Annotated in this window: 20 protein-coding genes and 2 tRNA genes; 7 read left to right on the forward strand and 15 right to left on the reverse strand. The window is 48.4% G+C overall.

The features are described from left to right. The first annotated feature begins 23 nt into the window (after positions 1-23). Both CYJ98_RS07700 and CYJ98_RS07705 read left to right on the forward strand, forming a co-directional pair. Positions 24-100, forward strand: a tRNA-Met gene (locus CYJ98_RS07700). Positions 101-106: 6 nt separating this feature from the next. Then, positions 107-182: transfer RNA gene (locus tag CYJ98_RS07705), tRNA-Ala, on the forward strand. Positions 183-321: 139 nt separating this feature from the next. Here the strand turns inward: CYJ98_RS07705 and CYJ98_RS07710 are convergent. The 6 genes from CYJ98_RS07710 to CYJ98_RS07735 form a co-directional block, all read right to left on the reverse strand. Beyond that, positions 322-726: a ClpXP protease specificity-enhancing factor gene (locus CYJ98_RS07710; protein ID WP_101756037.1), complete on the reverse strand. Its 405-nt coding sequence runs from the start codon at positions 724-726 to the stop codon at positions 322-324. 11 nt (positions 727-737) lie between these two features. Then, positions 738-1,343 (reverse strand): glutathione S-transferase N-terminal domain-containing protein, encoded by a 606-nt coding sequence (locus CYJ98_RS07715; RefSeq protein WP_039861850.1) that lies wholly within the window; start codon positions 1,341-1,343, stop codon positions 738-740. A gap of 213 nt (positions 1,344-1,556) precedes the next feature. Continuing rightward, positions 1,557-2,345 carry a cytochrome c1 gene (locus CYJ98_RS07720; protein ID WP_180947878.1) on the reverse strand — a complete coding sequence of 263 codons (789 nt, stop codon included), beginning with the start codon at positions 2,343-2,345 and terminating at the stop codon, positions 1,557-1,559. 14 nt (positions 2,346-2,359) lie between these two features. Beyond that, a complete protein-coding gene (locus CYJ98_RS07725) occupies positions 2,360-3,709 on the reverse strand; it encodes a cytochrome b (protein ID WP_003681866.1) in 1,350 nt (449 codons plus the stop codon). An 18-nt stretch (positions 3,710-3,727) separates the two neighbouring features. Then, positions 3,728-4,309 (reverse strand): ubiquinol-cytochrome c reductase iron-sulfur subunit, encoded by a 582-nt coding sequence (petA, locus tag CYJ98_RS07730; protein WP_003681863.1) that lies wholly within the window; start codon positions 4,307-4,309, stop codon positions 3,728-3,730. 123 nt (positions 4,310-4,432) lie between these two features. After that, the gene (locus CYJ98_RS07735) at positions 4,433-5,182 is read right to left on the reverse strand and encodes a Nif3-like dinuclear metal center hexameric protein (RefSeq protein ID WP_101756038.1); all 750 of its coding nucleotides are present in this window, start codon (positions 5,180-5,182) and stop codon (positions 4,433-4,435) included. 175 nt (positions 5,183-5,357) lie between these two features. Here CYJ98_RS07735 and CYJ98_RS07740 point away from each other — a divergent pair, with 175 nt between their 5' ends. Next, positions 5,358-6,284: a LysR family transcriptional regulator gene (locus tag CYJ98_RS07740; RefSeq protein ID WP_003748251.1), complete on the forward strand. Its 927-nt coding sequence runs from the start codon at positions 5,358-5,360 to the stop codon at positions 6,282-6,284. Positions 6,285-6,358: 74 nt separating this feature from the next. Here the strand turns inward: CYJ98_RS07740 and CYJ98_RS07745 are convergent, their stop codons facing one another. The 5 genes from CYJ98_RS07745 to CYJ98_RS07765 all read right to left on the reverse strand — a co-directional run bounded on the left by CYJ98_RS07745 (position 6,359) and on the right by CYJ98_RS07765 (position 9,305). Continuing rightward, positions 6,359-7,009, reverse strand: a complete 651-nt coding sequence (locus CYJ98_RS07745; protein WP_101756039.1) for a TIGR01621 family pseudouridine synthase — start codon at positions 7,007-7,009, stop codon at positions 6,359-6,361. 1 nt (position 7,010) lies between these two features. Next, positions 7,011-7,589, reverse strand: a complete 579-nt coding sequence (locus CYJ98_RS07750; protein WP_101756040.1) for a TMEM165/GDT1 family protein — start codon at positions 7,587-7,589, stop codon at positions 7,011-7,013. A 289-nt stretch (positions 7,590-7,878) separates the two neighbouring features. Further along, entirely contained in the window at positions 7,879-8,349 is a 471-nt protein-coding gene (locus CYJ98_RS07755) for an antibiotic biosynthesis monooxygenase family protein (RefSeq protein ID WP_101756041.1), read from the reverse strand. 39 nt (positions 8,350-8,388) lie between these two features. Continuing rightward, positions 8,389-8,826: a cytochrome b gene (locus CYJ98_RS07760; RefSeq protein ID WP_101756042.1), complete on the reverse strand. Its 438-nt coding sequence runs from the start codon at positions 8,824-8,826 to the stop codon at positions 8,389-8,391. Positions 8,827-8,849: 23 nt separating this feature from the next. Beyond that, the gene (locus tag CYJ98_RS07765) at positions 8,850-9,305 is read right to left on the reverse strand and encodes a hypothetical protein (protein ID WP_167382873.1); all 456 of its coding nucleotides are present in this window, start codon (positions 9,303-9,305) and stop codon (positions 8,850-8,852) included. Between the two features lie 149 nt (positions 9,306-9,454). Here CYJ98_RS07765 and CYJ98_RS07770 point away from each other — a divergent pair, with 149 nt between their 5' ends. Beyond that, positions 9,455-9,898 (forward strand): MarR family winged helix-turn-helix transcriptional regulator, encoded by a 444-nt coding sequence (locus CYJ98_RS07770; RefSeq protein ID WP_419150072.1) that lies wholly within the window; start codon positions 9,455-9,457, stop codon positions 9,896-9,898. 65 nt (positions 9,899-9,963) lie between these two features. Here CYJ98_RS07770 and dnaJ read toward each other — a convergent pair whose 3' ends face one another. Continuing rightward, positions 9,964-11,133, reverse strand: a complete 1,170-nt coding sequence (gene dnaJ, locus CYJ98_RS07775; RefSeq protein WP_101756044.1) for a molecular chaperone DnaJ — start codon at positions 11,131-11,133, stop codon at positions 9,964-9,966. Positions 11,134-11,343: 210 nt separating this feature from the next. Between dnaJ and leuS the strand changes: the two genes are divergently transcribed. The 3 genes from leuS to CYJ98_RS07790 all read left to right on the forward strand — a co-directional run bounded on the left by leuS (position 11,344) and on the right by CYJ98_RS07790 (position 15,830). Continuing rightward, on the forward strand, positions 11,344-13,974 hold the full coding sequence (gene leuS, locus CYJ98_RS07780; protein ID WP_101756045.1) for a leucine--tRNA ligase: 2,631 nt from the start codon (positions 11,344-11,346) through the stop codon (positions 13,972-13,974). Between the two features lie 235 nt (positions 13,975-14,209). Then, positions 14,210-15,022 (forward strand): DNA adenine methylase, encoded by an 813-nt coding sequence (locus CYJ98_RS07785; protein WP_070829862.1) that lies wholly within the window; start codon positions 14,210-14,212, stop codon positions 15,020-15,022. After that, positions 15,015-15,830: a DNA-methyltransferase gene (locus tag CYJ98_RS07790; RefSeq protein ID WP_101756046.1), complete on the forward strand. Its 816-nt coding sequence runs from the start codon at positions 15,015-15,017 to the stop codon at positions 15,828-15,830. The genes CYJ98_RS07785 and CYJ98_RS07790 overlap by 8 nt, the downstream gene beginning before the upstream one ends. Before the next feature lie 12 nt (positions 15,831-15,842). Here the strand turns inward: CYJ98_RS07790 and CYJ98_RS07795 are convergent, their stop codons facing one another. From CYJ98_RS07795 to adhE, 3 genes are all read right to left on the reverse strand, one after another. After that, positions 15,843-16,541 (reverse strand): MutH/Sau3AI family endonuclease, encoded by a 699-nt coding sequence (locus CYJ98_RS07795; protein ID WP_143485309.1) that lies wholly within the window; start codon positions 16,539-16,541, stop codon positions 15,843-15,845. Then, the gene (locus CYJ98_RS07800; RefSeq protein WP_003681417.1) at positions 16,528-16,782 is read right to left on the reverse strand and encodes a helix-turn-helix domain-containing protein; all 255 of its coding nucleotides are present in this window, start codon (positions 16,780-16,782) and stop codon (positions 16,528-16,530) included. Before CYJ98_RS07800 ends, CYJ98_RS07795 begins: the two co-directional genes overlap by 14 nt. Positions 16,783-16,907: 125 nt before the next feature. Beyond that, on the reverse strand, positions 16,908-19,523 hold the full coding sequence (gene adhE / locus CYJ98_RS07805; protein ID WP_101756047.1) for a bifunctional acetaldehyde-CoA/alcohol dehydrogenase: 2,616 nt from the start codon (positions 19,521-19,523) through the stop codon (positions 16,908-16,910). Between the last annotated feature and the right edge of the window lie 79 nt (positions 19,524-19,602).

The raw sequence follows: 19,602 nt of genomic DNA on the forward strand, positions 1-19,602 counted from the left end.
CTATAATAGCGACTTCACGAAACGGCGAATTAGCTCAGTCGGTTAGAGCAGAGGAATCATAATCCTTGTGTCCGGGGTTCGAGTCCCTGATTCGCCACCAAATTTCGGGGGTATAGCTCAGTTGGTAGAGCGCTTGCATGGCATGCAAGAGGTCAGCGGTTCGATCCCGCTTACCTCCACCACTAAACAAAAAAGCTCTTGTTAAATACAAGAGCTTTTTTGTTTGGGTTAATTAATAACCAGATAAGGCATCAGAGCTTCCCTTCAATACCTAATCAATAAAGGCCGTCTGAAACATTTCAGACGGCCTTTTGTCTTTGATTACTTCACAAGCTTCAATACTTTTTTCGGTTTTTCTTCCGCAGATTCAGCTTTTTTATCTTCCGTTGCAGCAGGACTGGTAGAAGCAGGCTGATATGGTTCTACCTCAAACCCCATACCCTCTCCACTTTCGCGACCAAATATACTGACAATATGACCAACCGGAATCCAAATCTCGTGCGCTACGCCAGAAAAGCGGGCAGAGAAATTGACCCATTCGTTGTCGATATTTAAATTATGGCTGGCAGTAGGGCCAATATTTAAAACAATCTCATTGTCACGTACATACTGCAGCGGAACACGGGTATGTTCGTTTACCCAAGCGACGATGTGTGGTATTTGGTTATTATCCAGACACCATTCATACAAAGCGCGCAAAAAATACGGTTTGGTTGAAGTTGCCATAAATCCGTCCCTTAACGACGCATGGCTTTTTCAGCCGGCGTCAATGCTTCAATAAAGGCTTCGCGTTGGAAAATGCGCTCGGCGTACTTCAGCAAAGGCGCAGCAGATTTACCCAGTTTGATGTCGTAATAATCCAAACGCCACAACAGCGGAGACAAGGCAACATCAATCATAGAAAAGTCATCGCCCAAGATGTATTTGTTTTTAGTAAAAGATGGTGCCAACAATGTCAAACCATTGCCAATGGCTTCACGCGCTTTAGCTTGTTCTTTATTGGTAGATTCAGGGTTTTCCAACACTTGTACCAAGCTGAACAATTCTTTTTCCATACGGTACAGCACCAAACGGCCGCGACCGCGCATAACAGGATCACCCGGCATCAACTGAGGATGAGGGAAACGCTCATCAATGTATTCGTTGATGATGTTTGATTCATGCAAAATCAAATCACGCTCAACCAAGACCGGTACTTGGTTATACGGATTCATCAAAGCCAAGTCTTCGGGTTTATTGAACACGTCCACATCTTTGATTTCAAAATCCATGCCTTTTTCATACAACACAAAACGGCAACGTTGGCTGAATGGACAAGTAATACCCGAATACAAAGTCATCATAATCTTCTACTCCTGATCAATCTTTTCAGACGGCCTTAAGCCTTATAAAAATTCTGAAAGAATTATACATAATTTCAAATACTTAATCCATAAATTTAAAATAACACACTGTTTATATTAAGTAATTTTAAAATTTACATTATTTCCGCATAAACCAATTTCACAAACAAAAAGGCAAACCTGAAACAGGTTTGCCTTTTTGATTCAAAAGAATTAATGAACGTCTTTCCAGAATTCTTTTTTCAGGAAGTACGCCAACGGCAACATTACGGCAAACAGGAATGTCAAAACCATGTAACCGATACGGTGGCGTTGCAATTGAGCAGGCTCACCCATGTATACCAGGTAGTTTACCAAATCGCGCACATACGCATCGTACTCTTTTTGGATTACTTTACCGTTAGGCAGACGACGGCTGTGCAGACCGGTAGATTCCCAATACAGTTTAGGAGTCAGGTTGCCATGCTCGTCTTTAATCATAACGGGCTGACCTTTGGCATCCAACTCAACGGCTTGAACACCTTGTTGCTCCCACAATGGGTGAGGCATACTCGCGCCGGCCAAAACAGTATTGTTCCAACCGTTCGGACGAGTTGGGTCTTTATAGAAACCGCGCATATAAGCGTACAGGTAGTCTGCACCTTTAGAACGAGCAATCAGGGTCAAATCCGGCGGAGGCGCACCCAACCATTTGGAGGCATCTTTCGGATCCATTGCCGCTACCATTACGTCACCAACGTTGTCTGTTGTGAACATCAGGTTTTTCTTGATTTCATCTTCAGTCAAACCAATATCTTTCAGACGGTTGAAGCGCATACCGCTTGCAGAGTGGCAAGACAAACAGTAGTTTGTAAAGATTTGCGCACCGTGCTGCAGACTGACTTGATCACGCAGGTCGATATCGACTTTTTCGTAGTTTGCATGGCCGCCGCTGGCGACGGCTGCACTCATAGGCACTGCCAGCAATAAGGCAGCAAACCAGTTTTTCAAAGTTTGTTTCATTTTCGCTGCCCTCATCAGATATTGGTTGCAAACAAGTAAGCACCGACAACGGTAATACCGACGTAAACAAAGAACATAATTTTTTGTTTAGTAGTGCTCATGGTTACGCGTTCAGGAACTGGTTTGTTGGTATCCAGTTTGGTATAGAACGGCATACCCAGGAAGAATGCAAAGTAGACGAAAGACAGGATACGTGCAACCAAAGTACGAGTATCAGTTGCTACCATTGCACCCAAAATACCCAAACCGATGAAGGCAATGATGAACAGAACCAACGCAGTTTTGAAGATTGGGCCACGATAGCGGACAGATTTAACCTCGCCTTTATCCAACCAAGGCAACAAGGCGATCAGGACAACTGCTGCACCCATACCGATTACACCCCATACCTGAGTACCGGCAAAGGAAGGAATCGCACGCAAAATTGCGTAGAACGGAGTGAAGTACCATACCGGCGCAATGTGAGGAGGTGTTTTCAGCGCATTTGCTGCATCGAAGTTTGGCGCTTCCAAGAAGTAGCCGCCGCCTTCAGGTGCAAAGAACAACACAGAACAGAAGACAATCAGGAATACAACAACACCCAAGATGTCTTTAACAGTGTAGTAAGGATGGAATGGGATACCATCGCGTGGAATACCGTTTTCGTCTTTGTTTTTCTTGATTTCAACGCCATCAGGGTTGTTAGAACCCACTTCGTGCAGGGCGATGATGTGAGCCACAACCAAGCCGAGCAATACTAGAGGTACTGCGATAACGTGCAGGGCGAAGAAGCGGTTCAAAGTAACGTCGGAGACGTTGAAGTCACCGCGGATCCAAGTGGACAAATCAGGACCGATAACAGGGATGGCGGAGAACAGGTTAATAATTACCTGCGCACCCCAGAAGGACATTTGACCCCAAGGCAACAGGTAACCCATAAAGGCTTCTGCCATCAATGCCAAGAAAATCAGGGAACCGAAAATCCACACCAATTCACGAGGTTTTTTGTATGAACCGTAAATCAGACCACGGAACATGTGCAGATAAACGACGATGAAGAAGAAAGATGCGCCGGTGGAGTGCATGTAGCGGATAATCCAGCCGCCGGACACGTCGCGCATGATGTACTCTACTGCGGTAAAGGCAGCAGGCAGATGGTAGGCGTTAAGGTTGCCGTCCGGTTTGTAGTTCATGGTCAGGAAAATACCGCTGACGATTTGAATTACAAGGACAAGCAGGGCCAAAGAGCCGAAGTAATACCAGAAGTTGAAGTTCTTCGGCGCATAGTATTGAGCCAAATGCTCATTCCACATTTTAGACAGAGGGAAGCGAGCGTCCATCCAGCCTAACAATGCTTTTGCTTTGCTATTGGTTTGGTTTGCCATAATTATCGTTCCTTATTTTTAGTCTTCGCCCACCAAAACAGTTGTATCGCTCAGATATTTGTAAGGCGGTACAACCAAGTTGGTCGGTGCAGGAACACCTTTGTATACTCGGCCTGCCATGTCGAATTTCGAACCGTGGCACGGGCAGAAGAAGCCGCCTTTCCAGTCTGCGCCCAAATCCGCAGGGGCAACGTCGGGACGGTAGGTCGGAGAGCAACCCAGGTGGGTACAGATACCGATAGCGACGAGGAGGTTCGGCTTGATCGAACGGGTCTCGTTTTTACAGTTTTCGGGCTGATGATCCACTTCGGAATTAGGATCTGTAACTGCGCCATCCAAACTTTTCAAGTCTTTGAGCTGTTGATCTGTGCGGTTGACCAGCCAAATCGGTTTACCCTGCCATTCGGCAGTCAGCATTTGACCTGCTTCGATTTTGCTGACATCTACTTCGACAGCAGCACCGGCAGCCTTAGCTTTCTCCGATGGGAAGAAGCTGGCCACGAAAGGCGTAGCTACGCCTAGAGCCGCCACACCGCCTGCACCGCATGTAGCCAGTGTCAGGAAACGGCGGCGACCGTTGTTGATTTCTTGATTATCCATTATTCAGTCGTCCTAAAATTTTGGGAATACCGAGCCATTAAACAGCGTAATTCTACCTAGTTTGTTGTAATACTCAAAGCATTATTTAAAATAAGGTAAAGTTTTTATGATATTGCTCAATACTCAGGCAGGGTTGTTTTCATCAAAGTGAACCACTTCGATACCGAATTTTTCTGCCACGGCATCGCCTAAGGCGCGTACGCCGTAGCGTTCTGTCGCATGATGGCCGGCACTGATAAATGCCACACCCGTTTCGTTGGCAAGATGATATTGCGCTTCGGAAATTTCACCGGTCAGATACGCATCGACACCTTCGTCTACGGCCGTCTGAAAAAATCCCTGCGCACCGCCGCTGCACCAGGCAATACGTTTGATTTCGCGTTCTAGATCGCCGATAACGGTCGGCTTGCGGCCGAATGTTGTCTCAATGTGTTCAGACAACTGCGCCAGCGTTTGCGTGGTTTTCAGACGGCCTGTATTCAACAGGTTTTGCTCACCGAATTGTTTTTCGAGCGCCCAATCAAGTTTCTCGGCCAACTGTGCGTTATTGCCTAATTGCGGGTGCGCGTCCAGCGGCAGGTGGTAGCCCACCATATTGATTTGGTGTTGCAGCAAGGTTTCAATGCGTGCTTTTTTCCAACCGGTAATCGTGACAGGCTCACTTTTCCAAAACATGCCGTGGTGAACCAAAAGCATATCCGCCCCCTGCCCTACGGCAAAATCGATTACAGCTTTGCTGGCGGTAACCGAAGTAGCGATTTTGGTAATTTTTTCCTTGCCTTCGACCTGCAAACCATTGGGCGCATAGTCCTTAAACAGCCCGACCTGCAAAGTCTCATCACACCAAGCCAGAATTTCGCGGCGTAAAGCCATATTCCGCTCCTTATATCTATCTTCAAAAACAGCCTCGCATTCTAACCGCAAAATCTGTTTATGCCTCAAATTCTTACATTCCGATTTCAGCAATCATTCCCAACATTAATCATTTGCACATCATCATGAATTATTTTAATATACCCCACCTTACCCACCGGCCGTCTGAAAACACATGGACTCTATTATCGAATTGCGTCATCTCAAAACCTTGCTGGCTTTAGAAGAAACCGGCAGCGTTTCCCTTGCCGCCAAACGGGTTTTCCTGACCCAATCCGCCCTGTCGCACCAAATCCGCGCCTTGGAAAATTATTACGAAACGCCGTTGTTTGAACGCAAATCCACACCTTTGCGCTTCACACCTGCCGGTATGCGCCTATTGCAACTGGCGCGCGAGCTGTTGCCGCAGGTTGCCGCCGCCGAACGTGATTTGGTGCGGATTATCGAAGGCGAAGCCGGCGAACTCAGACTTGCCGTCGAATGCCACACCTGCTTCGACTGGCTGATGCCTGCCATGGGCGAGTTTCGCCCCTTATGGCCGCAAGTTGAATTGGACATCGTTTCCGGCTTCCAAGCCGATCCGGTTGGGCTGCTGCTGCAACACCGAGCCGACCTTGCTATCGTTTCCGAAGCCGAGCCGCTCAACGGCATCAGCTACCGCCCTCTGTTTGCCTATGAAATGGTTGGCATCTGCGCAGAAGATCACCCGCTTGCCGACAAAGACGTTTGGGAAGCGGAAGACTTTATCGACGAAACCTTGATTACTTATCCCGTCCCCGACGAGATGCTGGATTTGCCCAAAAAAGTGCTGCTGCCCAAAGGCATTAATCCGCCGCGCCGCCACAGCGAGCTGACCATTGCCATTATCCAGCTGGTTGCCAGCAAACGCGGCATCGCTGCCCTGCCCTATTGGACGGTCATGCCGTATCTGGAAAAAGGCTACGTCGTCCACCGCAAAATCACTTCAGACGGCCTGCAAAGCAAACTTTATGCAGCCATTCGTACGGAAGATGCCAACAAAGGCTATCTGGACAACTTCTGCCAAATTACGCACGACCGCTGTTTTGCCGACTTGCCGGGTTTGAGCGAATTGGAAATGTAAACTTGAAACAATCAAAAGGCCGTCTGAACAATTTCAGACGGCCTTTTTTAATATACACAAAAATCTCACTGCTTCTATTCGGATTCATCCGAATCCAAACACGCCGACAAATCGATTTCAGACGGCCATGTTTTATCAGGCGTAACCCGAATATCGAAATGCTCGCCGCGATAGTCGAAAACCAAACGCCAAGCGTGCAAAAACAGATGTCCCGCCGCATCGCCGCCATACAGCGTATCGCCCAAAATCGGACTGCCTATGCTTTTCATGGCCACGCGCAGCTGATGGGTTTTGCCGGTAAACGGTTGCAACACAAACAGACGCAAACCGGGCTGCAGGCTTTGGCTGCTGAAACGGGTAATGGCAAAATTATCCTCGTCTCGCGTCAGCTTCCATGTACCGCGCCGCGAACGCGCCATACCGCCTTTCACCCAGCCCTGCTTTTTCGCCGGCTTGTGCGTACCGAGTGCCAAATAAGTTTTACGCATGGTTTTCTCGGCAAACTGTGCCGACAAAGCCGCCGCGCTGTCGCGGTTGAGCGCAAACAGCAACAGGCCACTGGTGGCCTTGTCCAATCGGTGAATCAGCCACACGCGTTCAACGCCGAGTTGCTGCGCCAGCGAAGCGGTCAGGCAAACATCCCCTTCCGATTCGCTCTGCACCGATACGCCGCAAGGCTTATTGATGACCACAAAGTCTTCGTGTTCAAAAACAATGTCCCACATTTCAGACGGCCTTCAACACAATACCGTCGCCAAGCAGGGTCAAAATACCCAGTAAGCAGAACAAGATACATGCAACAATACGCACTGCTTTGGCTGGAATTTTGCGCATCAGCATTTCGCCCAAATACACGGCAGGCACAGAAGCAATCATCAAACCGGCAATACTGCCGAACACGACCAGCAGGATAGATTGGTATTTTGCTGCTAAAAGAACTGTTGCAATCTGCGTTTTATCGCCGATTTCAGCCAAGAAAAACAGGACGACCGTCGCCGTAAATGCGCCGTATTTCAGCCATTTGCCATCAGGGTCTTCGTCTTTATCCGGCAACAGCAGCCATAATCCGACTGCAATAAAACTGCCGCCGACCACCCATTTCATGACTTCGGGCGAAATAGCAGATGCCAGCCAGACACCGAGTGCGGCTGAAACAAGATGGTTCAACAGGGTTGCAATAAAAATACCGGCAACAATCGCGTTTTTGTGGGCAAAACGTGCTGCCAAAAAGAGCGCGAGCAATTGCGTTTTATCGCCGATTTCGGCAATGGCAACGCCCAGCGTCGAGGAGAAAAAAGCTTCCATGATTTAAGATACTCAACCGACAAGCGGGCAAACAAAAAGCGCTGTGCATACCGCCCGCAAGGGTATGGACAACGCTTACGTCTTGCCTGTCTTCCGATAAAGCAGAGAAGATACCGCTGCCACGGCCGCACAAGCCGATTATGTTGACAACGGTTTCGGCATTGCGCCGAATGGCTACTCCCGTAAGAGTGAAGCGCGAATTGTAAGGCAAACCATAGCCTGAAGCAACAAAAAGAAAAACAAAAGGCCATCTGAAACCTCATTCAAGCAGGTTTCAGACGGCCTGCGATTACTTGCCGCATACTTCAAATTTACGGCCGAATCCTTTGCCATTATATCCGCCAAAACCATGCGGCATATCGTTTTCAATCACTTTAAACAAACCCGGGCTGGCTGTAACCCCTTCAGGCATATTATCCGGCAGGGCCTGACGCATCTTGGCAGTAGCGGCTTTAAAATCTTCCATATTGCGCCAACGGGCTACGTTGACCAAATGATATTTACCGTTTGGATCTATATTTTGGTGCAGGTGCGTAGCTATATAGCCCGGCTGGGTTTTCAAAAAATCACGCGCTTTTTGCCAAGAAGCCAAAGCTTCGGCTTCTTTACCCTGCGGCACTTCAAAAGTATTAATGAGGACAACACTGTTTTGAAAGGCTTCACATTTTTCCTGCCACTGTTTGGCATTTGCAGTACAACCGACAGCGACAAAGGCAGTGACGGCAATGGCAATCAGAGCTGTTTTTTTACGGATATTCATATGGATAGCTCCTTATAGGTTTAAATTGATGTGAGATATTTAAGCTCTTCCGAACATTCGGGGCATTACGGATTCGCCTTTGATGTAGTGGTAAACGACCATGCCGATATGTCCCAGAGACAAGAACAGCAACGAAAATGCCAGTACTCCGTGAATCTGTCCTTCCTGAGTAATTTGTCTCATAACACCTGTGACTGGAACGGCAAGCATCAGGAGATACATTGCCCAATGTCCAAATTTGGCAGCCATACTGCCAACCGGTCGATTGCTGGACTGGCGGATTGCCCGCATCACACGCCAAGCAGACAATATCAGCAGAAGAAAGCCAACCGCCTTATGAGGATTAGTCAAAAACTTCAGACTTTCATCCATATTCCAAGCAATGGCGGTTGCAAACATAAACAGATAGCAGGTCGCCATAGTCCAATGCAGAAAGCGGGTTGTAGTGCCGTAACGTTGCGGAATATCAGGTTTCATGATGTTTTCTCTTAAATTAACAATTAAATGGATTTCAATTTGGGTTTACGGATAGAAAATCCGTCTTTCATGCTCAGTCCCAACGGCGTCAGATTAGCTATACCGGCAATCAGTTCTACGATTTGAACGATATAAAACACGATGTCAAACTGTCCGGCAGAAGCGCGGTTATTCAAGAAAAAGGCACAAGGCAGCAAAATCAGCATTCCGTTGGCAGCGATAAACGGCATGCGTCGGCGTTTCGCGGCAATCGCGGCGTGTTTGCTTTTGCCGCCCATTTTCATGCCTGTTGCGCCTGCGGTTGCCATGCAGGCAATCAACCCGAACAGCGCATAAACAATGATTTGCTTCACGGCGGCGACGGTTTCGTGCGAGCCGAAGAGTTCGCTGAACACGGTGCTGCTCCAAAACGAAGCGATGAATAAAAATGCGCCCACCCCTGCGGCGGCGTGGATTTTGCGTAAAGTATTGCGGTTCATTATGGTTTCCTTGAACATTTAAGAGAGGTCGTCTGAAAGTATTTAAATAGCAAGCTATCGAGTTGAAATAAGTATAGCTTGCTATTAATTAAGATAGCAAGCTATATTTGTGATATAATCCGCAATAATTTGATTTTAAAGGAAACAAAGTGAACGAAGTTTTCAAAACTGAATCGGTAGGCTATTTGATGAACCATATTGCCCGCCAATTTGCCATTTTATTGAGCGAAGGCTTAAAACCACTGGGGATTGCGCCTGCACAATTTCCAATTTTGATCGAGCTATGGAATAAAGACGGCTTGAGCCAACAGGAATTAGTTGAGCGTGCCGATTTGAAGCAGGCAACGATTGCCAACACTCTGGCACGGATGGAGCGAGACGGATTGATTACACGGGAGCCTAATCCTGAAGATGCACGCAGCCGTTTGATTATGCTGACAGAACACGCGCGTGCTTTACAATCAAGCTCTACCGAAATTGCCAAAGCCATCAACCAAGAAGCCTTGGCGGTTCTGTCTGCAGACGAGCAGAAACTGTTTTTGGAAATGGCACAGAAAATTATATTGAAGCAACAAAAGATGATAAAAGTCTGAAAAATATAAAAAAGGCCGTCTGAAACTCAATATAAACAGGTTTCAGACGGCCTTTCTCGCAGCGATTAATTATCGGAGAACAAATCGCCTACTTTTTCGCCTACTTTTTCCCAAAACGATTTTTTGCGCGGGGTTTGGCTGAGATTGAGGCCGGAGGAGATTTTTTCAAATTCTTCCAGCAACTCTTTCTGACGGTCGGTCAGGTTAACCGGAGTTTCAACCAAAATGTGGCAGTACAAATCGCCGGTCGAGCTGGAACGCAGAGACTTGATGCCTTTGCCTTTCACGCGCATACGGCGGCCGGTTTGCGTTTCTTTCGGAATGTGCAGTTTGACTTTGCCGTCCAAAGTCGGCACTTCGACTTCGCCGCCCAATGCGGCAATGGCAAAACTGATCGGCAGTTCGCAATGCAGGTCCAAGCCGTTGCGCTCAAAGATTTTGTGCTGTCTTACGCGGACATTGACGTACAAATCGCCTGCCGGCGCGCCGTGTTGACCCGGCTCGCCCTCGCCGCTCAAGCGGATGCGTTGACCGTCGTCGATGCCTGCCGGAATGTTGACTTCAACCGTTTTGCTGGTTTTGGTGCGGCCTTCGCTACGGCATTTGACGCAAGGATCTTTGATTTCTTTGCCTGTACCGTGACAAGTCGGACAAGTCTGTTGCATTTGGAAAATGGCTTGGCGGACATGCACCGTACCTGAGCCGTGACAGGTCGAACAAGTCGATGCGGACGTACCCGGTTTGGCACCCGAGCCGTGACAGACATCACATTCTTCGTAAGTCGGAATGTTGATGCGTTTTTTCACGCCTTTGGCGGCTTCTTCAAGCGAAATCTCTATGCCGACCTGCAAGTCCGCGCCGCTGTAATCCGGCTGACGGCCGCCTGCGCTGCCGCCACCGCCGAACATTTGGCTGAAAATATCAGAAAAATCGAAGCCTTGCGTGCCACCGAATCCGCCTTGGCCGCCGAAACCGCCAAAGCCACCGAATCCGCCCGCACCTGCGCCCTGTTCAAACGCGGCATGGCCGTATTGGTCGTACATGGTACGTTTTTCCTTGTCAGACAAGGTGTCATAAGCTTTTTGGACTTCTTTAAATTTTTCTTCCGCTTCTTTGTTGTCAGGGTTGCGGTCGGGATGGTATTTCATTGCCAGCTTGCGGTAGGCTTTTTTGATTTCATCGTCGCTAGCGCTGCGGGCAACACCAAGGGTTTCGTAAAAATCTTTATTGCTCATAATTTTGATAGTGTTAAGAATGAATTCAAACTGGGTGGGATATGTGGGCGAGTATCAAAAACTCAAGTCAGTATTTTCAAGGCCGTCTGAAATTGTGCTTTTCCGACATCCAAACATTCAGACGGCCTTTGTCAAACCGACAGGCCCGACAACCTGCTATAATCCCATCTTTATTTTTTCCAACGTTTTCAAGCGAAAAACAGAATGACCATGCAAGAACATTACCAACCCGCCGCCATTGAGCCTGCGGCGCAGAAAAAATGGGATGACGCCCGTATTTTCAACGTCTCCGAAGACGCTTCCAAACCCAAATACTACTGCCTCTCCATGTTCCCCTACCCCAGCGGCAAGCTGCACATGGGGCATGTACGCAACTACACCATCGGCGACGTATTGAGCCGCTTCAAACTCTTAAACGGCTTCAACGTCATGCAGCCTATGGGTTGGGACGCGTTCGGCATGCCGGCGGAAAACGCGGCGATGAAAAACAACGTCGCCCCTGCCGCTTGGACCTACGACAACATCGAATACATGAAAACCCAGCTCAAAAGCCTGGGTTTTGCGATTGACTGGGAGCGCGAAGTCGCCACCTGCAAACCCGAATACTACCGCTGGGAACAATGGCTGTTTACCAAGCTGTTTGAAAAAGGCATCGTCTATCGCAAAAACGGCACGGTAAACTGGGACCCTGTCGACCAAACCGTCCTTGCCAACGAGCAAGTCATCGACGGACGCGGCTGGCGTTCGGGCGCGTTGATCGAAAAACGCGAAATCCCGATGTATTACTTCAAAATCACGGATTACGCCGAAGAGCTGCTCAACGATTTGGACAAGCTGGAACACTGGCCGGAACAAGTCAAAACCATGCAGCGCAACTGGATCGGCAAATCACGCGGTATGACCGTGCGCTTCGCCGTTTCAGACGACAGCAAACAAGGTTTGGAAGGCGATTACGCGAAATTCCTGCAAGTTTATACCACCCGTCCCGACACGCTGATGGGCGCGACTTATGTCGCCGTTGCCGCCGAGCATCCGCTGGCAACCGCCGCAGCCGCCGACAAACCCGAGTTGCAGGCATTTATCGCCGAATGCAAAGCCGGTTCGGTTGCCGAAGCCGACATGGCGACGATGGAGAAAAAAGGCGTGCCGACCGGCCGCTACGTCGTCAATCCGCTCAACGGCGACAAGCTGGAAGTGTGGATTGCCAACTATGTATTGTGGGGCTACGGCGACGGCGCGGTGATGGCTGTTCCGGCGCACGACGAACGCGATTTCGAGTTTGCCACCAAATACAACCTGCCGAAAAAACAAGTCATTGCCGTCGGCGACAGCGCATTCAACGCAAACCAATGGCAAGAATGGTACGGCGACAAAGAAAACGGCGTATTGGTCAACAGCGGCGACTTGGACGGCATGAATTTTCAGACGGCCTTCGACGCCATCGCTACCAAGCTGCAAAGCCAAGACGCAGGCGAACCGAAAACCCAATACCGCCTGCGCGACTGGGGTATTTCGCGCCAACGCTACTGGGGCTGCCCGATTCCCATCGTCCATTGCGAACAATGCGGCGACGTCCCCGTCCCTGCCGACCAACTGCCCGTCGTCCTGCCTGAAAACGTCGTACCCGACGGCATGGGTTCGCCACTGGCAAAAATGCCCGAGTTTTACGAAACCACCTGCCCATGCTGCGGCGGCGCGGCAAAACGCGAAACCGACACCATGGACACCTTCATGGAATCGAGCTGGTATTTCTTCCGCTACATGTCGCCCAAATTTTCAGACGGCATGGTCGATCCTGCCGCCGCGAAATACTGGGGCGCGGTCGACCAATACATCGGCGGCATCGAACACGCGATTCTGCACCTCTTATACGCGCGCTTCTTCACCAAACTGATGCGCGACGAAGGCTTGGTCAATGTTGACGAACCGTTCGAACGCCTGCTCACGCAAGGTATGGTTGTCTGCGAAACCTACTACCGCGAAAGCGCCAACGGCAGCAAAGACTGGATCAACCCTGCCGATGTCGAGCTGACTTTCGACGACAAAGGCCGCCCTGTTTCCGCTGTTCTGAAAGCAGACGGACTGCCAGTCGTCATCAGCGGCACGGAAAAAATGTCCAAGTCCAAAAACAACGGCGTCGATCCGCAAGAACTGATTAACGCCTACGGCGCGGACACCGCCCGCCTGTTTATGATGTTCGCCGCACCGCCCGAACAGTCCCTCGAATGGAGCGACAGCGGCGTCGAAGGCGCGCACCGCTTCCTGCGCCGCCTGTGGCGTACCGTTTACGAATACCTGAAACAAGGCGAAGCGGTCAAAGCGTTCGCAGGCAGCCAAGACGGTTTGTCTAAAGAACTCAAAGACCTGCGCCACAAACTGCATTCCACCATCGCCAAAGTCAGCGACGACTACGGCCGCCGCCAGCAGTTCAACACCGCCATCGCCGCCGTGATGGAACTGCTCAACCAATACGACAAAACCGACACCAACGGCGAACAAGGCCGAGCCGTCGCCCAAGAAGTATTGGAAGCCGTCGTACGCCTGCTGTGGCCGATTGTGCCGCACATCTGCGAAACCCTGTGGAGCGAATTGAACGGCGCGAAACTGTGGGAAGCAGGCTGGCCGACAGTCGATGAAGCCGCCTTGGTCAAATCCGAAATCGAAGTCATGGTTCAAGTCAACGGCAAACTGCGCGGCAAAATCACCGTTGCCGCCGACGCATCCAAAGCCGACCTCGAAGCCGCCGCCCTTGCCAACGAAGGCGCAGTAAAATTCATGGAAGGCAAGCCTGCGAAGAAAATCATCGTCGTTCCCGGACGCTTGGTGAATATCGTCGTCTAAACCGCTTTTAAGGTTTAGCCACACGGATAAAGGCCGTCTGAAACTTGGAAACAGGTTTTCAGACGGCCTTTTTAAAGTAGATTAAGCTAATAAATCCAATAACACATTGGGATGGAAGGTTCCATTGGATTTAGAATTACTCTACACACGCCCCCAAAACATAAATCCGTTGTATTCCTCACGATGTTTTGGCACAATTCGAAGCCAATCAACCACGCTTGTACTTGGCATTCTAATGGCTTCAAAACCCTTCCTAAAATGGGCTGGTGGCAAACATAAACTTGTCCCCTTTATCGAACACAATCTACCCACTCCTGCACGAAAACGTCTGATTGAACCCTTTTGCGGTTCTGCCGCTTTGTCTCTTGCATTAGATTTCGAACATTATCTGCTCAATGATATTAACGCTGACTTAATCGGCTTATTCCGTATCCTAAAAGAAGAAAAATCCGGATTCATAGACTATACCCGCTCTTTCTTTACTTCTGAAAACAATAGCGATTCAAGATTCTATGAATTGCGGGAACAATTCAACTTCAGCCGAGATCTACACGAACGTTCAGCGCTATTTATTTATTTGAACCGCCATGCTTTTAACGGTTTATGCCGTTACAACAGCAAAGGGGCATTCAATGTGCCGTTTGGACGCTACAAATCTCCTTACTTTCCCCAACAAGAAATGGAAGGTTTCATTCAAAAATCTGACAGAGTTGAATTAATGTGCGGAGATTTTCAAACAATCCTGTCCCTGATAAACAATACAGATACTGTTTATTGTGATCCTCCTTATGCACCTTTAAGCCCAACCGCTTCATTTACCACTTATGCCAAAGAAGGTTTCAATTTAGACGATCAAATCCGTCTTGCCCAGTCAGCCCAACAAATTGCGCCTAACTCTCAAGGCGTTTTGATTTCAAATCATGATACTGAATTTACGAGAGATATTTATTCTTCTGCCATTCTGAAAACGGTTGAAGTACAGCGCAATATTGCCGCCAAAGGCAGCAGTCGTAAGAAAGTCGGAGAATTATTGGCAATTTATGAGTGATTTCAACAAACTGGCTGAAGAAGCTGCCATTTATCAAAGTCGTTTGAAAAAAATCGTTTCAGACGACCTTGTTCTCTACAACGAAAATTCCCTTAACGTCATGCGGAAGATATTGGAAAAACATCCAAACGGCTGTTTTGATATGATTTTCGCAGACCCGCCTTACTTTCTTTCCAATGACGGTTTCAGTTGTCAAAACGGGCAAATGGTTTCCGTCAATAAAGGCAACTGGGATAAATCCAAAGGGATGGCGGCAGATTTGGAATTCTACGAAGAATGGCTTCGACTGTGTTACGCCTTATTAAAACCAAACGGCACAATTTGGGTTTGCGGCACATTCCATAATATTTATTTAATCGGCTACCTGATGCAAACCATCGGATACCATATTTTGAACAATATTACTTGGGAAAAACCCAATCCTCCCCCTAATTTGTCCTGCCGTTTTTTTACCCATTCGACAGAAACAATCTTATGGGCAAAGAAAAATAAAAAAGCCAAACATACGTTTCATTATGAAATGATGAAAGTACAAAATGATGGCAAGCAGATGAAATGTGTTTGGACATTTCCTCCACCAAATAAAACCGAAAAAATATTCGGCAAACATCCGACACAAAAACCTCTCGCCTTGCTTGAACGCTGCATACTATCGGCTTCAAATATCGGAGATTTAATTTTTGACCCATTCATGGGCAGCGGCACAACAGGCGTTGCTGCCTTAAAACATGGTCGGAAATTTTGTGGTTGCGAACTAGAAGAAGATTTTTTTGAATTAGCAAAGAAAAGGCTACAACAAAAGCTGTAGCCCCATCTTATTTTAAATTATTCGAACAACACCATCTTTACCCTGTCTGGCCATTTCACGAACTTCCCGCATGAATTCTTTTTTAAAATAAAATGCATGATTCTTATTTGAAATATTCCGATTATATTGTGCAGAAAATATAGGATGGTATGGCTTGAAATCTTTTGATCTGATTTGTATAAAACTACCGTTTGATGTATGAATATATCCGTCGCCGGAATTAATATCAGCTAACAGCTTACTTTTAATTTGCGTGAAGTCAGCAGATAACTGTCTGAAAAGTTCACCCTCTTCATTTATTTGCACATGATAGGCTGACTGTATGTACCATTTATCAGGATCGTTGTCGACTTTACAAATAGGAACATATAGCAAATTCTTGATTTTTTGGTATATCCAACTATCTTCAAAGCTTATCTGATCGCTGATTAACTGATCAAAGTTACTGGAAATCTGCGAGATAAACATAGTCTCTAGTGGTGCACCATCTGTATCTGCTTTATTGGTTTTCAGCTCACCATCAGAAAAATCTGTCAAAGCATTTGTATTCTTAAGTCCTATCAATTTCTCGATAAACTGCCCTACCCCACCTTTATTTATCTTCATTTCAGCGGTGAACTCGGGAAATTTGGTTTGATATTCAAGTTTTAGATCTCCTAGCGTCCTTCCGGCGTTTTCTCTAAAAAAATCATACGAATCAGTTAGATTCATTATCACAGTTCCCGTCATTAACATAGTCCTTAAAAGTTAAAAGTTCAGGCAAAGAAATATCTAATGCGCTAGCCAAACGAATAAGATTTAATAGGGCGGGGTTACGCTCTCCACGTTCTATCATTCCGATATAAGTCCGGTGCATATTCGCTTTTTCAGCCAATGTTTCCTGACTTAAATCCTGGAGTTGTCTTAAATGACGAACATGTTTGCCAAATTGTTTTAAAATTTCTGATTTCATGATGACTATTCTTAATGTTTGCAAATTAAATTCCACATACAATAAGTATCAACTTTAGTTCTAATACGAAAGGCCGTCTGAAACCCTATAGTCAGGTTTCAGACGGCCTTTTTAACTGCCCGATTTTATTCGCCGTAATAGGCTTTGGTCAGGATTTCTTCCATATCGGCCACCATGGCGAGGCGTGGGTTGGCCGGGGTGCATTGGTCTTCAAAAGACATCATGGCCAGCTCTTTTCTGCCGTCGAGGAAGGTTTTCTCATCGATGCCCTGCTCTTTAAACGACATTTTGATGCCGACGTTGACTGCCAGCTCATGACAGGCGCGGGCGAAGGATTCGACGCCCTCTGCCGGTGTGCTGCATGGCAGGCCTAAAGTACGGGCGATTTCCTGATATTTCAGGTCGGCTTTGTAGTAGTTGTACTTCGGCCAAGTAGCGGTTTTCTGCGGACGCGTGCCGTTGTAGCGGATGACATGCGGCAGCAGGATGGCGTTGGCACGGCCGTGCGGAACGTGATATTTGCCGCCGATTTTGTGTGCCATCGAGTGGTTGATGCCCAAGAACGCATTGGCAAACGCCATGCCTGCGATGGTGGAAGCATTGTGCATATGCTCGCGCGCTTCTGGATCGGCCGCACCGTGTTTGTAGGAGCGTTCGAGGTATTGGAACACGAGCTTGATGGCTTGCAGGGCGAGGCCGTCGGTAAAGTCGTTCGCCAGTACGGAAACGTATGCTTCTACGGCGTGGGTCAATACGTCCAAACCGGTATCGGCAGTTACGCCTGCCGGCACGGTCATGGTAAACGCAGGATCGACAATCGAAATGGTCGGTGTCAGCGAGTAGTCGGCAATCGGATATTTTTTGTCGCCGTCGCTGATGACGGTAAACGGCGTGACTTCGGAGCCTGTACCCGATGTGGTGGGAATGCCGATAAATTTGGCTTTGCGGCCCAATTCGGGGAAGCGGAAGGCGCGTTTGCGGATGTCCATGAATTTTTGGACTAAATCCTCAAAATCGACTTGCGGCTGCTCGTAGAAGAGCCACATGGCTTTGGCCGCGTCCATCGGCGAACCGCCGCCCAGCGCGATGATGGTGTCGGGCTGGAAGCTGCGCATCAAATCCGTGCCTTTATAGACGGTTTGGACGCTCGGATCGGCTTCGACATCGGTAAACAGCTGGATGGTCACTTTGTTTTTGCGTTGGTGGAGCTGGTGGGTCACTTTATCAACGAAGCCCAAATCGACCATCGAACGGTCGGTCACAATCATGACTTTTTCGCAGTCTTTCATGTCTTGCAGATATTGGATGGAATCGCGCTCGAAATAGATTTTGGCGGGTACTTTGAACCATTGCATGTTGTTTCTCCGACGGCCTACTTTTTTGATGTTTAACAGATTGACTGCGCTGACGTTGCCGCCGACGGCGTTTTTACCGTAAGAGCCGCAACCGAGGGTCAGAGAAGGCAGGAAGGCATTGTAAACGTCACCGATGCCGCCGAAAGTAGAAGGCGAATTCCAAATCACGCGCAGCGCTTTGACGCGTGAGCCGAACGTTTTGACCAATTCTTCATCGGCAGTATGGATGGCGGCGGAGTGTCCCAAGCCGTCAAAGGCAACCATTTCTTCGGCGAACTTCAAACCTTGTTCGGTCGAATCCGCCTTAATCATGGCCAAAACAGGCGAAAGTTTTTCTCGGGTCAGAGGCTCGTTCGGACCGACTTCGCGGCATTCAGCGATGATGATGTTGGTTTTTTCAGGTACTTTAAACCCGGCCTGTTCGGCAATCCATGTTGCCGGTTTGCCCACAACGGCGGAATTAAGTTTCGCTCCGCCGCAGCTGGCGCAATTCGCCGTTACGCCGAAGATAAACTCTTCGAGCATGGCTTTTTCTTTTTTGTTGGCAAAGTACACGCCGTAAGATTTGAATTCTTCGGCCAACTCTTTGTAAATCTCTTTATCGGCAATCACCGCTTGCTCGCTGGCGCACACCATGCCGTTGTCGAAAGATTTCGACATCACAATATCGTGTGCCACCTGTTTGATGTCCGCCGTTTTTTCAACATAAGCAGGTACGTTGCCCGCCCCGACGCCGAGCGCAGGTTTGCCGCAGGAATACGCGGCTTCCACCATCGCATTGCCGCCGGTCGCCAAAATCGTTGCCACGCCCGGATGCTTCATCAGCGCGGAAGTGCCTTCCATAGACGGTTTTTCAATCCACTGGATACAGTTTTCCGGCGCACCGGCCGCAATCGCCGCATCGCGCACAATACGCGCGGCATGGGCGGAACACTGCTGGGCGGACGGGTGGAATGAGAAAATAATCGGATTGCGGGTTTTCAGCGCAATCAGGGATTTGAAAATGGTGGTGGAAGTCGGATTGGTGGTCGGCACAATACCGCAAACCACACCGACCGGATCGGCAATTTCAGTAATACCGGTTACATCGTTTTCACTGATGACGCCCACGGTTTTCAAATCGCGCAGGCGGCGCACGACGTTTTCGCAAGCAAACAAGTTTTTCGTCGCCTTATCCTCAAACACGCCGCGCCCCGTTTCTTCCACCGCGTGCATGGCGAGTACACCATGTTTGTCCAGTGCGGCGATAGAGGCTTTGGCAACAATAAAATCAATCTGCTCCTGATCCAGCTTAAGAAACTCATCCAACGCCCGTAAACCCTTTTCAACCAGGCTGTTTACCTCGGCTACGGCTGGGCTGACGACGTTGTCGGCTGATGCGTTCATGGTGTATCTCCTTAATAAAAGGTGGCAATAAGGTCAATAAATTTTCACTACGATAACTATAGGTAATTTAGTTACATTT

Origin of the sequence: Neisseria perflava, assembly GCF_002863305.2 — a bacterium.
Lineage (GTDB): Bacteria > Pseudomonadota > Gammaproteobacteria > Burkholderiales > Neisseriaceae > Neisseria > Neisseria perflava_A.

Coding starts and splice junctions, on each gene's coding strand:
- CYJ98_RS07735 (WP_101756038.1), bottom strand. CDS start 5,182: ATGGCTTTACGCCGCGAAATTCTGGCTTGGTGTGATGAGACTTTGCAG.
- CYJ98_RS07800 (WP_003681417.1), bottom strand. CDS start 16,782: ATGAAATCAGAAATTTTAAAACAATTTGGCAAACATGTTCGTCATTTA.
- petA (WP_003681863.1), bottom strand. CDS start 4,309: ATGGATAATCAAGAAATCAACAACGGTCGCCGCCGTTTCCTGACACTG.
- CYJ98_RS07795 (WP_143485309.1), bottom strand. CDS start 16,541: ATGAATCTAACTGATTCGTATGATTTTTTTAGAGAAAACGCCGGAAGG.
- CYJ98_RS07715 (WP_039861850.1), bottom strand. CDS start 1,343: ATGATGACTTTGTATTCGGGTATTACTTGTCCATTCAGCCAACGTTGC.
- adhE (WP_101756047.1), bottom strand. CDS start 19,523: ATGAACGCATCAGCCGACAACGTCGTCAGCCCAGCCGTAGCCGAGGTA.
- leuS (WP_101756045.1), top strand. CDS start 11,344: ATGCAAGAACATTACCAACCCGCCGCCATTGAGCCTGCGGCGCAGAAA.
- CYJ98_RS07720 (WP_180947878.1), bottom strand. CDS start 2,345: ATGAAACAAACTTTGAAAAACTGGTTTGCTGCCTTATTGCTGGCAGTG.
- CYJ98_RS07785 (WP_070829862.1), top strand. CDS start 14,210: ATGGCTTCAAAACCCTTCCTAAAATGGGCTGGTGGCAAACATAAACTT.
- CYJ98_RS07750 (WP_101756040.1), bottom strand. CDS start 7,589: ATGGAAGCTTTTTTCTCCTCGACGCTGGGCGTTGCCATTGCCGAAATC.
- CYJ98_RS07740 (WP_003748251.1), top strand. CDS start 5,358: ATGGACTCTATTATCGAATTGCGTCATCTCAAAACCTTGCTGGCTTTA.
- CYJ98_RS07755 (WP_101756041.1), bottom strand. CDS start 8,349: ATGAATATCCGTAAAAAAACAGCTCTGATTGCCATTGCCGTCACTGCC.
- CYJ98_RS07760 (WP_101756042.1), bottom strand. CDS start 8,826: ATGAAACCTGATATTCCGCAACGTTACGGCACTACAACCCGCTTTCTG.
- dnaJ (WP_101756044.1), bottom strand. CDS start 11,133: ATGAGCAATAAAGATTTTTACGAAACCCTTGGTGTTGCCCGCAGCGCT.
- CYJ98_RS07725 (WP_003681866.1), bottom strand. CDS start 3,709: ATGGCAAACCAAACCAATAGCAAAGCAAAAGCATTGTTAGGCTGGATG.
- CYJ98_RS07745 (WP_101756039.1), bottom strand. CDS start 7,009: ATGTGGGACATTGTTTTTGAACACGAAGACTTTGTGGTCATCAATAAG.
- CYJ98_RS07790 (WP_101756046.1), top strand. CDS start 15,015: ATGAGTGATTTCAACAAACTGGCTGAAGAAGCTGCCATTTATCAAAGT.
- CYJ98_RS07765 (WP_167382873.1), bottom strand. CDS start 9,305: ATGAACCGCAATACTTTACGCAAAATCCACGCCGCCGCAGGGGTGGGC.
- CYJ98_RS07710 (WP_101756037.1), bottom strand. CDS start 726: ATGGCAACTTCAACCAAACCGTATTTTTTGCGCGCTTTGTATGAATGG.